This is a genomic window from Bradyrhizobium sp. UFLA05-125, assembly GCF_059803515.1.
Genome location: NZ_JBANBJ010000070.1, coordinates 1 through 12,329, shown reverse-complemented (window position 1 = coordinate 12,329; position 12,329 = coordinate 1). Strand labels below are relative to the sequence as shown.

The window sequence follows — 12,329 nt, the reverse complement described above, 5'->3', positions numbered from 1 at the left end:
TGACGCGCCGGCAACGGCTGTCGTATGCCAAAAGCGGGCGGCGAATGCAACAGCTACCCGTGGCATCAATTCGCTTTCGGGGACCTAAATGAGCCCCGAATCGGGTCGAAAGCCCCCGGAAACGCCCAGGAACCACCGAATCGCTTATCACGGATTGAAATTCGGCCGTCCCGGCCCAATTTAGGAGCCGGGGCAGCAGCATATGGGACGGCATCGTGCTAAAGAGCCGCCTTTCCGGACATCAGACGAGGGGACTTCCGTGACGATCATTGACCAGGGCAACGGAGCGGCGGGCCAGGCTGCGCCCGATCTGATCAAGGACACGACCACCCAGACCTTTGTGAAGGACGTCATCGAGGAATCGAAGCGCCAGCCGGTGCTGATCGACTTCTGGGCGGAATGGTGCGGCCCATGCAAGCAACTGACCCCGGTGCTGGAAAAGGCGGTCAAGGCGGCCAAGGGCAAGGTCAAGCTGGTCAAGATGAACATCGACCAGCACCCGGCGATTCCGGGCCAGATGGGCATCCAGTCGATCCCGGCCGTGATCGCCTTCGTCAACGGCCAGCCTGCCGACGGCTTCATGGGCGCGGTGCCCGAGAGCCAGGTCAACGCCTTCATCGAGCGCCTGACCAAGGGCGTCACCGCGCCGGGCGAGGTCAACGTCGCAGAGATCGTGAAGGAGGCAGACGCCGTGCTCACTGAGGGCGACGTCGCGGCTGCTGCGCAGATCTATGCCGAGGCGCTATCGCACGATGCGACCAACATCGCCGCGCTCGCGGGCCTTGCGAAATGCTACGTCACGTCGGGTGCCATCGAGCAGGCCAAGCAGACGCTCGCGATGGTGCCGGAGTCCAAGCAGGGCGATGCCGCGGTCAAGGCGGTGCAGGCCGCGATCGATCTCGCCGAGCAGGCGGAATCGCTCGGGCCGGTCGCGGAGCTGGAACAGAAAGTCGCCGCCAACCCGCTCGACCATCAGGCGCGGTTCGATCTTGCGACCGCGCTCAATGCGCAAGGCGACCGGGCGGCGGCAACCGACCAGCTGCTCGAGATCGTCAAGCGCGACCGCAAATGGAACGATGATGGCGCACGCAAGCAGCTGATCCAGTTCTTCGAGGCCTGGGGCGGCGCCGACGATGCGACCGTCGAGGGTCGCAAGCGGCTGTCGACCATCCTGTTTTCTTAGTTGTTGGAGCGTGATCTTTTTCCGGATCATGCTCTGAGGCGATTGGCGCCATGTGAACCAGCGGGGGACCGGGGTATGCCGATCAACATCGAATATCGCGGGCCCGCCGATCTTCCCGAGATCATCCCGGTGTTTCCGCTGCCCGGCGCTCTGCTTCTGCCGCGCGGGCAGATGCCGCTCAACATCTTCGAGCCGCGTTATCTGTCGATGGTCGACGACTCACTTCGCGACGGCCATCGCCTGATCGGCATGATCCAGCCTGACGTGGCGCATTCGCCGAAGAATTCGGACAAACCGGTGCTGTTCAACGTCGGCTGCGTCGGGCGCATCACCCAGCTCGCCGAGTCCGGCGACGGCCGCTACATCCTCGAGCTCACCGGGATTGCGCGCTTCAAGGTGGTCCAGGAGCTCGAGGTGCTGACATCCTACCGGCAGTGCAAGGTGAACTTCTTCGCCTTCACGGATGATTTCACCGCCCGCAAGGGCGAGGACGCGGTCAACCGCGATGCGCTCCTGGTGGCGCTGGCCGACTTTCTGAAGGCCAACAACCTCAAGGTCGACTGGGAAGGCGTCGAGAGCGCACCCAACGAGGCGCTGGTCAATGCGCTGGCGATGATGTCGCCCTACGGTCCGGCGGAAAAACAGGCGATGCTGGAAGCGCCCGACCTCAAGACCCGCGCCGAAATCCTGATCGCCGTCACCGAGATGGATCTCGCCAAGAAGCGCACGAGCGGCGATCCGCCGCTGCAGTAGCGCTCGCGGCGTCAAGCCGCGCGGCGAACGTCCGGATATTGCCGGCGCAGCCAGTCCGCCCAAGACAATTTGCCGCGCACGCCCTGGCCGACGACAAAGCCCATGCCGCGAGCTCGCGTTTCCGACAATGATATCGGCAGGATCCTCCGGTGGAAACCACGCGCGTGCAGATACTGGCGCGCGAACTCGGCGAGGCTGCGATCTTCGGGACCGCCGATCTCCGCTCGTGCTCCACGCGCACCATCGAAGGCACAGGTCACGACGTAGTCGGCGACATCAGACGTATCGATCGGATTGAACACCGTCGTCGGCATGGGCCAGGCCGGAAGCCAGGCCTGGCGGGCCAGCAGTTTGTCGAGCAGGTAATAGAACGGCATTGCGCGAACGACGGACCATGACAGCGTGGAACTGCGGACGAGCTTTTCGCCGGCAAGCTTGACGCGAGCATAGGGCAACGTCGCCTCATCGAGGCCGACGACCGAGACGTGGAGAAAGTGCCGGACGGATTGGTCGCGCGACAGCGACAAGAGCCGCTCGGTGCCCTCGACGTCGACGGCGGAAGGCGAGCTGAAGAAATCCACCGGCCTGAAGCCGCCCCGGCGCGCGATCGGCGAGTAGGTCGCTGCATTGATGACGGTGTCGACACCGTGCAGCGCTTCCCTCAACCCCGCGCCTGTTACGAGATCGCCGACCGCCCATTCGACGTCTGAACGGGAGCCCGGCGTTCTTGCAAGGACGCGGACGCGATGTCCGCAGGAGACGAGGCGATCGACGATGTCCTGGCCCAAATGCCCCGTGCCGCCGGTAACGAGCGTCAATGGCATGTATCACTCCTCATCTCGGTCGCCGTCTTGGTCACGGAAGGGAACGAGAATGGTTTCGCCGGTTGCGACCAGCGAAATGTTTCCAAGCCGGTCCTCGGTAAAGAGTTCCGCCCGGGCAAAGATCTGCCTGCTCCCGGCGCGCAGCATTCTGCCCTTGGCAACGAGAGCGCTACCCATCGCCGGCTTCATGCAGTTCATCGAGAAATGCGATGCGGTCACCGAACCGACCTTTGTGGCTGCGGCGAACCCACAGGCCGTGTCGAGGAGGGCCGCGATCATGCCGGCGTGGAGATGTCCGGAATATTGCGTGAAGCTGTCGTCCCATTTCATGCGGATTTCAGCTTCACCGTTTGCGGCCGCGACGACCTCGAAGCCTGCGCGCAGATTGAAGTTGGCCCACGCATTGATGGCGGCGAGATGCCGGAGATCAAAGCCGGCATCGGAATGGTTGCGCTGCTCCATCGCGACACCGCTAATAGCCCGCAACCGCCAGCGCGACCACGGCGCTCATCCCGATCCAGCCGGGGTGCACGGTCCGCGTCGCCAGCGCGTTGGCGATGGCGGCGAATCCGAACACCACCGCAAGCGTTGCGATGATCCAGTGTCGCGCGGCGTCCGATCCCATCCAGGGTGCGGCAATCAGAAGCACGCCGCCGGCAAACCACGCCACCGTACCGGCCTGCCAGACCAGGCGGATGAGCGTTCGCAGCCGCGGCGGCTCGATCGTGGCGCGGGCAAAGACTTGAGTCTCGCCGAGCACGGCATGGCCAATTGTGACCAGGATCGCGATGACGCCCGCCGCTTGCAGAAGCAGATCGCGCATTGGCATCTCCATCATGGACCATACAGTGATGTATGGTTGTTATAGCGAGAGGCGCTGGTGCCTGTCAATACAGTTGTGTATGGTGCGGCATCATGGGAGGTGGGAACCGATGGCCGATCAGCTCTCGGCGCAGGATTGGGTCGATCTGGGCCTGAAGACGCTGGCAAAAAGCGGCTTCACGGCGCTGAAAGCCGATCCACTGGCCAAGGCGATGGGGGTTTCCCGCGGCAGCTTCTATTGGCACTTTGCGGATCTCGCCGCGTTCCATGCCGCCATCCTCTCGCGCTGGCGCGAAGTCGCCACCGAACAGATCATCGCGGCCGTCGAGGCGGCCAAGAGCGAGAACAAGAGCGAGAGCAGGGGCGCGGAGCCGCTCGCCGTGCTGCTGAAGTTGACCTTCGGCAGCAAGCTCATGCTGGAAAAGGCGGTACGGAGCTGGGCTGCCAACGATGCGCGGGCGCGCGCCGCGGTCGTCGCAGTCGATCGCCGCAGGCTCGACTATATCGAGAGCCTCTTGAAGCAGGCCGGTCTCGCTGAGGAGGTCGCACGCCCCCGGGCGCAGATCCTGTTCTGGGCTTTCTTCGGCTTTGCCCTTTCGGACCAGACGCTGCCGGCCGACAAGCAACAGGCCGCGCTCGACGAGCTCCTGCGGATTGTCGCACGATGAGCTCTTGCAGTTGGTCTCGAGCTGCTCAGCCTGCGGCGATCGCGCGCCGGGGCGGCTCGGATCCGACCAGCCGCATCAAGGTGATCGTGACCAGGACGACGGCAGCGTAGATCACGAGCTGCATCCCGGTCGGCTGGTCGGTGTAGCCAATGAGCGTGTGCAGGGTGCGGCCCAGGATGCTGTCCTCGGAGAGAAGCCAGCTCGTGTCCCACACCACCGTATCGAGCGCGGTGAGCCAGTTGGCGCGTTCGAGGAACGAGACCGCCTGCGCGGCCATGCCGGCCGCGAGCAGGGTGATGAGCACCGTCGTGGTCGTGAACAGCGCGCGCGGCGGAATCCGCAAGAGGCCGAAATAGGTGAGGAGGCACACCGCGCCGCCGAGCACGAGGCCGAGCAGGCCGCCCAGCAACAGGTTCATCGCCGTGCCGCCATCGGACGCGGCAACGCCATAGAGAAACAGCGCCACCTCGCTGCCTTCGCGCAGCACCGCGACCCCGACCACGACCGCCAGCGCCAGCAGCGATTTGGATCCTTCGGCCACCGCCTGGCCGACAGCGCGCAATTCGCCCGCCATCTCCTTGCCGTGCCGCGCCATCCAGACGTTGTGCCAGGTCAGCATGATCACGGCAACGCCAAGGATCGCCGCGTTGAACAGCTCCTGCCCCATGCCTTCGAAGAGCTGCGACAGGGCACCAGCGAACGCCGCGACCACGCATGCGCCCAGAACGCCCGCCAGCACGCCGCCGGCGATCCAGCGATTGCGATGCTTAACCGAACGCGTCACCGCGAGCACGATGCCGATGATCAGACCGGCCTCGAAGACTTCGCGGAAGACGATGATGAGCGCGGCGAGCACGAACTGATCCTTATTCGACGACGAGCGTGCCGCGCGCCTTCTCGTTGAACTCGTCGAAGAACTCGTAGCGGCCGGCCTTCTGGGCGCGGACGTTGACGACGGCTTCGCCCTTCGACGGAATGACCTTCTCGACCTTGAGCGTCTTGCTCTCGAACTCCATCGCCTTGGCGCTGTTGTTCTTGACCTTGACGGTGATCGGCTTGCCGGCCGGTGCGCGCAGCTCGTTCGGCTGGAACGCGCCATCATAGGCGATCTGGAGTTCGGTCGCCTGCTGCGCGTTCGCGGCTACGAGCGGCAGCAGCGCAGCGACGCAGAGCGCAGCGAGGGCGAAAGACCTTGGGTTAAGCGAAGCAAACATGGATCGGCGTGTCCTAGGGCTTTGGAATGGTCGAAATCGATGGCAAGCGCATGCCGCGCTGCCTGCCGTCCTGCAAACCAAAAATCGGCGCTGGCGGCTAGGCGGCGCCCTCGCAAAGGGACTTACTCTACAGCTATTCTAAGTTATGACGCCGCGCAGAAAGCCTGGTTACACCGGGAATTACGCAACACCCGGCATCCGTATGCGGCGACACGCCGCAGCTTTCTGTGCTAAAGCGCGATGAGATCAGGATGAATCATCATCGCGCTTTAGGTTGTCGTTTGAGCACGATCTTCTCGGAAAACCGCTTCACACTTTTCCGGATCATGCTTTAGGGCTGGACCACCGCCGGAGACCATTTATGACCACGCCAACCGAACGCCCCGAAGCCACCGTCGACCCCAAGCTTCTGGAGATCCTGGTGTGCCCGCTGACCAAGGGGCCGCTCGAATTCGACGCCGCCAAGCAGGAGCTGATCTCGCGCTCCGCCAAGCTCGCTTATCCCATCCGCGACGGCATCCCGATCATGCTGCCGGAGGAGGCGCGGAAGATTGATTGAGAGAGGTGCCGGCGCAATCGCGCGAGAGCCGCTCCAAACATTCGGTGTCATCCTGGCGAAGGCCGGGACCCATAACCCCAGGGAGTGGTTGTGGCGCGAAATTGGTAACCACGAGTCTTCGCCAAACTCCTCCCTGTGGTTATGGATCCCGGATCTGCGCTCCGCTTCGCTGCGCTTGTCCGGGACGACAGCGGAGAGTGTGGGACGCGCGAACCCTACAACGCCTCGCCCTTCAACAATTTCGGCACTTCACCGGTGAGGCCGGCGGCCTGGCGGATGAAGAGATTCTTCAAAGGCGGGGCGCGATCGACGATGCCGAGGCCGATGTCGCGCACGGTGCGCAGCAGGGTGGACTTGTTGGAGAACAGGAAGTTCAGCGAATTCGTCGCGACCCCCATCGCCATGGTGTCGAAGCGCCGCCAGCGCTGATAGCGCTCGAGCACATCGCTCTGGCCGATATCCATGCCGAGCCGCGCGGCATCGACGACCACTTCGGCGAGTGCCGCGACATCCTTCAGGCCCATATTGAGGCCCTGGCCCGCGATGGGATGGATGACATGCGCGGCATCGCCGACCAGCGCGAGGCGCTCGGCGATGAAGGAGCGGGCGACGAAATAGGACAACGGAAATGCGCGCGGCTTGTCCATTGCCCTGATCTCACCGAGATGCAGGCCAAAGCGCTGCTCGAGCTCGCTGTGGAATTCGTCTTCACTCAGCGCCGTGATGCGCGCGGCCTCGGTGCGGCCCTCGGTCCACACCAGCGAGGAGCGTTTTCCCGTGAGCGGCAGGATCGCGAAGGGGCCGGCGGGCAGGAAATGCTCCTCGGCGCGACCCTCATGATCGCGCTCATGGCCGACAGTGACGACGATGCCGGATTGATCGTACTCCCAGCCATGGGTGGCGATGCCGGCGCGCTCGCGCAGCTTTGACTTGGCGCCATCGGCCGCGATCAACAGGCTCGCCGCGACCACGCTGCCATCGCCGAGCGTCACGTCGATGCCGTCAGGGCGCGCGTCGTAGGACGCAACAGGGGTGGCGCGAAGATCGATGCCTTCGGCCTCGGCCCGCTTGACCAGCACGTCGATGAGCTGGCGGTTCTCGATCATGTGAGCAAAGGGCTCGCCGGGCTCGACATCGCCGGCGAAGGTCAGGAACACCGGACGGGTGACGTCCTCAAGCTTTGAATCGGTCACGACCATGTCGAGGATCGGCTGCGCGCCGCCCTTGACCTCGTCCCAGGTCCCGATCGCCTCGAACAGCCGGCGGCAGGCCGCGACGATGGCGGTGGCGCGCGGGTCGCGGCTCGGCCGTGTGGCGAGCGCCGGATCGGCGACGATCACCGGAATTTCGGCACCCAAGCCCTGACGCAACGCCAGCGCGAGCGCGAGCCCTGCAAATGCGCCGCCGCCGATGACAATGCTACCCTGTACTGACATACCCTGAATCCCGGCTAACTCTTGGCCTTGCTAGCAGACTTGAGCTGGGCGAAACAGGGCGGTGAACCAAGGGCCGTTCCTCGCGGTCATTCCGGGGCGCGCGACCCGAACTCGGGTTTACCCGAGTTCGGCTTGTTAAGTTAACCAAGTCGGCAACAGCCGACGTGGTTGGCGAACCCGGAATCTGGAGGTTTCGGCTCGAGATTCCGCCTTCATCGTTACGCGATGCCCCGGAATGACGACACCTTGAAAGCGCCATCATGTCCAAAAGCCTGATCGACCTCATCTCAATCCTCGATATCGAGCCGCTCGAGGTGAATTTGTTCCGCGGCAACAGCCCGAAGACGAGTTGGCAGCGGGTGTTCGGCGGGCAGGTGATCGGGCAGGCGATGGTCGCGGCCTGCCGCACGGTGGAGGGCCGGCTGCCGCATTCGCTGCATTGCTATTTCATCCTGCCGGGCGACCCGCAGGTGCCGATCATCTACCAGGTCGAACGGCTGCGCGACGGCAAGAGCTATTCGACGCGGCGTGTCACCGCGATCCAGCACGGCAATGCAATCTTTTCGATCATGGTCTCGTTCCATGCGGAGGAGGAGGGCGCTTTCGATCATCAGGACAAGATGCCCGACGTGCCGCCGCCGGAAAAACTCACGGCCGAGGAAGTCGCGAAGCAACCGATGTTCCGCGAGATGCCGGACTTCATCCGCCGCTACTACGAATCCGACCGCCCGATCGAGCTGCGGCCAGTCGAGATCGGCCGCTATTTCGGCCAGAAGATCGAGGACGGCCGCATCCACGTCTGGATCAAGACTGCAGCAAAACTGCCGGACGATCCGGCGCTGCACATGTGCGCGCTTGCCTATGCATCGGACTTCTCGCTGCTCGATGCGGTGATGGCGCGCTACGGCCGCACGCTGTTCGACAAGCGCATGATGCCGGCGAGCCTCGACCACGCGATGTGGTTTCACCGCCCGTTCCGCGCCGACGAATGGCTGCTCTATTCGCAGGATTCGCCGAGTGCGCAATCAGGCCGCGGCTTGACCCGCGGCCTGATCTTCAAGCCCGACGGCACGCTGGTGGCTTCCGTCGCGCAGGAAGGCTCGGTGCGCGAGCGGAAGGGCTGATGCTCTAGACCGACCCCTTCGGCGCGAGCTCGGTCTGCGACGCCAGCCAGCCCATCATCCAGCGATACATCCAGGGAATCGGGATGATGAAGAAGCAGAGGATGGCGGTCACGATCCCGCGCCAGAGCATCTCGAGCCCGGTACCCCTGAACACGATGTCGCGCCGTGTGCCCTCGATGCTGCGGCACATCCAGCGGATCTGGGCCACCGCGACCCACGCCCAGCCGATGATGGTAATGATGGAGATCGCGAACAGCAGGTTCCAGCCGATATAGGCCCAGACCGAGCCGGTGAAGCTGAGGCCGAGCGGCTGCCCGTTGGAGGCGAGGTTCGCGACCATCCATTTGATCAGCAGCCAGGCCAGCACGATCTCGAAGATGGAGACCAGCGTGTTGAGCAGCTGGATGCCGATGAAGTTGACGGCGATCAACAGAACGACGAAGCCGAAATACCAGGGCACCAGCGTCATCGCATTGCCGGTGAAGCTGAGATTCGGCCGTCCCGGAACCTTCACGCAGGACACGATCCACTGCGTGTACCAGACGAACACCCACGGCGCCGGGATGACCAGGACCATGCCGATCAGCAAGACGATGGAGCGCCAGGTGAACTCCAGGATGTCGAAATCGATCGAGAGCGCAGAGCCACCAGCGCTGTAACCGCCGCCGCTATAGCCCCCGGCGGAGGCCATCGTGGGCGGTCCGCCCGCCGGAATGATCGGCGGCGCGCCGCCGCCAGCCATCAATCCCGGGATTTCGGCAGCCTTCTGCCAGCCCGCCATGCCCTCGGTCCACACCAGCGTGTCCGGGCGGACCACGCCCTGGGCAATGAGATCCCGGAATTGCCCTTCCGGATAGGGCCCCTGTTGCTTGCCTTCGGCTGCGTAGAACCAACTCGCCATGAAATGCCCCCTATCTCAAACATACTTTTGTACCGGCCGGAACGGTTCGGTTCACCGCATCCATGCCAAAAATGCATTGTGGAGGACGACCGGCTGCTCTGTACAGAGGCGGCGGTCCTCGTGGACCCGCCTTTTTCCCTCTTCAACCTGCAACATTTTTATGCCATTTGCCCAGAAAGATGCCAGATTGACGCAGCGCCAACTGCGTATTGTGTGGCGAAGCCCCCGGGGAAACAGGCCTGACCATGAAACTCGTCGTCGCGATCATCAAACCCTTCAAGCTCGATGAGGTCCGCCAGGCGCTGACGGCGATCGGCGTGCACGGCATGACCGTCACCGAAGTGAAGGGTTACGGCCGCCAGAAGGGCCATACCGAAATCTATCGCGGCGCCGAATATGTCGTGAACTTCCTGCCCAAGCTGAGGATCGAAATCGCGGTCCCCTCCGACATCGCCGACAAGGCCGTCAGCGTCATCACCTCGACGGCGCGCACCGGGCAGATCGGCGACGGCAAGATCTTCGTCACGCCGATCGATCACGCACTGCGCATCCGCACCGGCGAGACCGACAGCGACGCGTTGTAAGTTTGACTGGTCGCCAGCCCCTCATGGTGAGGAGCGCGGAACGCGCGTCCCCGGACGATACCCGCGGCCATCCTTAGTGACGCGCGCAAGCGCGCTCCTCGGGATGAGGTGGAGTGCTTGTGACGTTGTGAGAAGAACTCTTGTCTGAAACGCGCCGGGCAATGACGCCATAGCGCGCGTTCGCTTTCCATACTGGGGGAAACGACATGGCGGCCACTTTGCGCCGCGCAGCCGCCATGGCTGTGCCGATCGGACTGATGTCCGCGATCTCACTGGTGACGCCGGCGCACGCCGCGACGAGCGAGATCAACAGCGCCGACACCGCCTGGATGATCGTCGCCACCGCGCTGGTGCTGATGATGACGATCCCGGGGCTTGCGCTGTTCTACTCCGGCATGGTGCGCAAGAAGAACGTGCTTGCGACCATGGCGCAGAGTCTCGCCGCAGTGACGCTGATCTCGATCCTCTGGGTCGCGTTTGGCTACTCGCTGGCCTTCGTCGGCGACGGCCCATGGCTCGGCTCGCTCGACCGCTGGTTCCTCGCCGGCATGACCCTGGACAGCGTGAACCCGGCCGCGAAGACGATTCCGGAAGCGCTATTCATGCTCTACCAGATGACCTTCGCCATCATCACCGTGGCGCTGGTCGCAGGCTCCGTCGCCGACCGCATGCGATTCTCTGCCTATCTGGTGTTCTCGATCGGCTGGTTCATCTTCGTCTACGTTCCGCTGGCGCATTGGATCTGGGGCGGCGGCTTCCTCGCCAGCATGGGCGTCCTGGATTTCGCCGGCGGTCTCGTCGTGCATCTCTCCGCCGGCACCGGGGGGCTGGTAGCTGCGATGGTGATGGGACGCCGTCACGGTTATGGCACGGAGAACCTGTCGCCGTTCGATCTCTCGCTTGCGGTGATGGGTACCGGACTGTTGTGGGTTGGCTGGTTCGGCTTCAACGGCGGCTCGGCGCTGGCGGCCAATTCACACGCCGTGATGGCCATCATCGCCACGCATCTTGCGGCCTGCTCGGGCGCCGTGACCTGGGGCGCGATCGAATGGTCGACGCGGCGCAAGCCCTCGGTGCTCGGCATGATCTCGGGCGCGGTCGCCGGCCTCGGCACCATCACGCCGGCGTCCGGCTTCGTCGCGCCCTGGCACGGCATCGTCATCGGCATCATCGCCGGGGCGGTCTGCTACTGGGCCTGCACCTGGCTGAAGCTCCGCTTCAAATATGACGATTCGCTCGACGTGTTCGGCGTTCACGGCATCGGCGGCCTGACCGGCACGCTGCTCGCCGGCGTGTTCGCGACCAGCGCGATCGGAGGCACCGGCGGCCTGATCGAGGGCCACCCGCAGCAGCTCCTGATCCAGCTTTACGGGGTTGCCGTCACCTTCGTCTGGTCGGCGGGTGCGAGCTTCATCCTGCTGAGGCTGGTCGCCCTGTTCGTCCCCTTGCGCGTCTCGCGTGAGCACGAGTTGGAAGGCCTCGACATTTCCCAGCACGGCGAGGCGTTGCAGTAGCTCGTTGCGGTCGCTCGAAGCACTCGGCAGCCTCAGGCCGCTTCGGGCTTGCGCAACACATAAGTGTATGCTTATGTGTCGCCATGATCGAAGCCGATATCTTCAAGGCGCTGGCCGACCCGACGCGCCGAAAGGTCTTTGAAAAGCTCGCTGGCGGAAGCCTCAATGCCAGCGCGCTGCGCGACGGATTGGAGATCAGCCAACCGGCGATGTCGCAGCATCTTGCGGTTCTGCGTGCAGCAGGTCTCGTGCGCGAACAGCGGCAGGGCCGATTTGTGAACTACGAGGTCGATCCGGACGGCATCGCCACCATCGGGACATGGCTTGCGCGCTACCGCGCCTACTGGCCAAAGCGCATGGAAGCACTCGCCGATCTCTTGAAGGACATGGATCAATGAGCGACGCAGCGAAGCCCGATCGGCCCGACGAAGCCCTGGTGCTTGAATATGACTTCGATGCGCCGCCTGCAAAGGTCTGGCGCGCCGTGACCATTCCGGCGCTGCGCGAACGCTGGCTGCCTGATTGCGACCTCGCGGGCGCCGAGCCCGAATCGTCGGTCGCGGGCGAAGAGGTGCGTTACCGGCTCCGCGAGTCCGAGCCCCCGTTTCGAGAAAGCCACGTCACCTTCAGGATCGAACCGAACGAGGCTGGCGGCACCCGGTTTCGCATCATCCAGGAAGCCTGCGACATCAGAGCAAAGCGGCCGCAGGCGGCCAACACCAACTGCTGCCTGATGCGCGCGGCCTG

The 12,329-nt window shown here is 64.1% G+C and carries 16 protein-coding genes; 9 read left to right on the top strand and 7 right to left on the bottom strand.

Going from position 1 to position 12,329, the window contains the following annotated elements; translation table 11 throughout:
• Positions 1–259 precede the first annotated feature (259 nt).
• Both trxA and SO156_RS36615 read left to right on the top strand, forming a co-directional pair.
• Positions 260–1,183, top strand: a complete 924-nt coding sequence (trxA, locus tag SO156_RS36620) for a thioredoxin (protein WP_498538170.1) — start codon at positions 260–262, stop codon at positions 1,181–1,183.
• A gap of 75 nt (positions 1,184–1,258) precedes the next feature.
• Positions 1,259–1,936, top strand: a complete 678-nt coding sequence (locus SO156_RS36615) for an LON peptidase substrate-binding domain-containing protein (protein ID WP_458144611.1) — start codon at positions 1,259–1,261, stop codon at positions 1,934–1,936.
• A gap of 11 nt (positions 1,937–1,947) precedes the next feature.
• On the opposite strand, the gene SO156_RS36610 is transcribed toward SO156_RS36615, so the two are convergent.
• The 3 genes from SO156_RS36610 to SO156_RS36600 are packed head-to-tail and all read right to left on the bottom strand — an operon-like array spanning position 1,948 to position 3,583.
• Positions 1,948–2,760 carry an SDR family oxidoreductase gene (locus SO156_RS36610; protein ID WP_498538169.1) on the bottom strand — a complete coding sequence of 271 codons (813 nt, stop codon included), beginning with the start codon at positions 2,758–2,760 and terminating at the stop codon, positions 1,948–1,950.
• A 3-nt stretch (positions 2,761–2,763) separates the two neighbouring features.
• Positions 2,764–3,222, bottom strand: a complete 459-nt coding sequence (locus SO156_RS36605) for a PaaI family thioesterase (protein WP_498538168.1) — start codon at positions 3,220–3,222, stop codon at positions 2,764–2,766.
• Positions 3,223–3,232: 10 nt separating this feature from the next.
• On the bottom strand, positions 3,233–3,583 hold the full coding sequence (locus SO156_RS36600) for a hypothetical protein (RefSeq protein WP_458144608.1): 351 nt from the start codon (positions 3,581–3,583) through the stop codon (positions 3,233–3,235).
• A 109-nt stretch (positions 3,584–3,692) separates the two neighbouring features.
• On the opposite strand from SO156_RS36600, the gene SO156_RS36595 reads away from it, so the two are divergent.
• Positions 3,693–4,250, top strand: a complete 558-nt coding sequence (locus tag SO156_RS36595) for a TetR/AcrR family transcriptional regulator (RefSeq protein WP_498538167.1) — start codon at positions 3,693–3,695, stop codon at positions 4,248–4,250.
• A 25-nt stretch (positions 4,251–4,275) separates the two neighbouring features.
• Here the strand turns inward: SO156_RS36595 and SO156_RS36590 are convergent, their stop codons facing one another.
• Together SO156_RS36590 and SO156_RS36585 are read right to left on the bottom strand one after the other, a co-directional pair.
• A complete protein-coding gene (locus tag SO156_RS36590; protein ID WP_498538166.1) occupies positions 4,276–5,106 on the bottom strand; it encodes an FTR1 family iron permease in 831 nt (276 codons plus the stop codon).
• Between the two features lie 10 nt (positions 5,107–5,116).
• On the bottom strand, positions 5,117–5,464 hold the full coding sequence (locus SO156_RS36585) for a cupredoxin domain-containing protein (RefSeq protein WP_498538165.1): 348 nt from the start codon (positions 5,462–5,464) through the stop codon (positions 5,117–5,119).
• Between the two features lie 361 nt (positions 5,465–5,825).
• Here SO156_RS36585 and SO156_RS36580 point away from each other — a divergent pair, with 361 nt between their 5' ends.
• Positions 5,826–6,023, top strand: a complete 198-nt coding sequence (locus tag SO156_RS36580) for a Trm112 family protein (protein WP_027525074.1) — start codon at positions 5,826–5,828, stop codon at positions 6,021–6,023.
• A 215-nt stretch (positions 6,024–6,238) separates the two neighbouring features.
• On the opposite strand, the gene SO156_RS36575 is transcribed toward SO156_RS36580, so the two are convergent.
• Positions 6,239–7,459, bottom strand: coding sequence for a ubiquinone biosynthesis hydroxylase (locus SO156_RS36575; protein WP_458144604.1), 1,221 nt, complete (start codon positions 7,457–7,459; stop codon positions 6,239–6,241).
• A gap of 260 nt (positions 7,460–7,719) precedes the next feature.
• Here SO156_RS36575 and tesB point away from each other — a divergent pair, with 260 nt between their 5' ends.
• Positions 7,720–8,583 (top strand): acyl-CoA thioesterase II, encoded by an 864-nt coding sequence (tesB, locus tag SO156_RS36570; RefSeq protein ID WP_458144603.1) that lies wholly within the window; start codon positions 7,720–7,722, stop codon positions 8,581–8,583.
• 4 nt (positions 8,584–8,587) lie between these two features.
• On the opposite strand, the gene SO156_RS36565 is transcribed toward tesB, so the two are convergent.
• A complete protein-coding gene (locus tag SO156_RS36565) occupies positions 8,588–9,484 on the bottom strand; it encodes a DUF4339 domain-containing protein (protein WP_458144602.1) in 897 nt (298 codons plus the stop codon).
• A 245-nt stretch (positions 9,485–9,729) separates the two neighbouring features.
• Between SO156_RS36565 and SO156_RS36560 the strand changes: the two genes are divergently transcribed.
• From SO156_RS36560 to SO156_RS36545, 4 genes are all read left to right on the top strand, one after another.
• Entirely contained in the window at positions 9,730–10,068 is a 339-nt protein-coding gene (locus SO156_RS36560) for a P-II family nitrogen regulator (protein WP_063706748.1), read from the top strand.
• A 206-nt stretch (positions 10,069–10,274) separates the two neighbouring features.
• Complete coding sequence (locus SO156_RS36555) at positions 10,275–11,582, top strand: ammonium transporter (RefSeq protein ID WP_498538164.1); 1,308 nt, start codon at positions 10,275–10,277, stop codon at positions 11,580–11,582.
• Between the two features lie 83 nt (positions 11,583–11,665).
• Positions 11,666–11,980 (top strand): ArsR/SmtB family transcription factor, encoded by a 315-nt coding sequence (locus SO156_RS36550; protein ID WP_211383744.1) that lies wholly within the window; start codon positions 11,666–11,668, stop codon positions 11,978–11,980.
• Positions 11,977–12,329 (top strand): SRPBCC family protein (locus tag SO156_RS36545; protein ID WP_498538163.1); only part of this gene is annotated, 353 nt, incomplete at its 3' end. The genes SO156_RS36550 and SO156_RS36545, both read left to right, overlap by 4 nt.

Excerpts from the sequence above, each read along its gene's own strand:
- SO156_RS36595 (WP_498538167.1), top strand. The coding sequence starts at position 3,693 with ATGGCCGATCAGCTCTCGGCGCAGGATTGGGTCGATCTGGGCCTGAAG.
- SO156_RS36580 (WP_027525074.1), top strand. The coding sequence starts at position 5,826 with ATGACCACGCCAACCGAACGCCCCGAAGCCACCGTCGACCCCAAGCTT.
- SO156_RS36585 (WP_498538165.1), bottom strand. The coding sequence starts at position 5,464 with ATGTTTGCTTCGCTTAACCCAAGGTCTTTCGCCCTCGCTGCGCTCTGC.
- SO156_RS36550 (WP_211383744.1), top strand. The coding sequence starts at position 11,666 with ATGATCGAAGCCGATATCTTCAAGGCGCTGGCCGACCCGACGCGCCGA.
- SO156_RS36615 (WP_458144611.1), top strand. The coding sequence starts at position 1,259 with ATGCCGATCAACATCGAATATCGCGGGCCCGCCGATCTTCCCGAGATC.
- tesB (WP_458144603.1), top strand. The coding sequence starts at position 7,720 with ATGTCCAAAAGCCTGATCGACCTCATCTCAATCCTCGATATCGAGCCG.
- SO156_RS36560 (WP_063706748.1), top strand. The coding sequence starts at position 9,730 with ATGAAACTCGTCGTCGCGATCATCAAACCCTTCAAGCTCGATGAGGTC.
- SO156_RS36575 (WP_458144604.1), bottom strand. The coding sequence starts at position 7,459 with ATGTCAGTACAGGGTAGCATTGTCATCGGCGGCGGCGCATTTGCAGGG.
- SO156_RS36600 (WP_458144608.1), bottom strand. The coding sequence starts at position 3,583 with ATGCGCGATCTGCTTCTGCAAGCGGCGGGCGTCATCGCGATCCTGGTC.
- SO156_RS36605 (WP_498538168.1), bottom strand. The coding sequence starts at position 3,222 with ATGGAGCAGCGCAACCATTCCGATGCCGGCTTTGATCTCCGGCATCTC.
- SO156_RS36565 (WP_458144602.1), bottom strand. The coding sequence starts at position 9,484 with ATGGCGAGTTGGTTCTACGCAGCCGAAGGCAAGCAACAGGGGCCCTAT.
- SO156_RS36555 (WP_498538164.1), top strand. The coding sequence starts at position 10,275 with ATGGCGGCCACTTTGCGCCGCGCAGCCGCCATGGCTGTGCCGATCGGA.
- SO156_RS36610 (WP_498538169.1), bottom strand. The coding sequence starts at position 2,760 with ATGCCATTGACGCTCGTTACCGGCGGCACGGGGCATTTGGGCCAGGAC.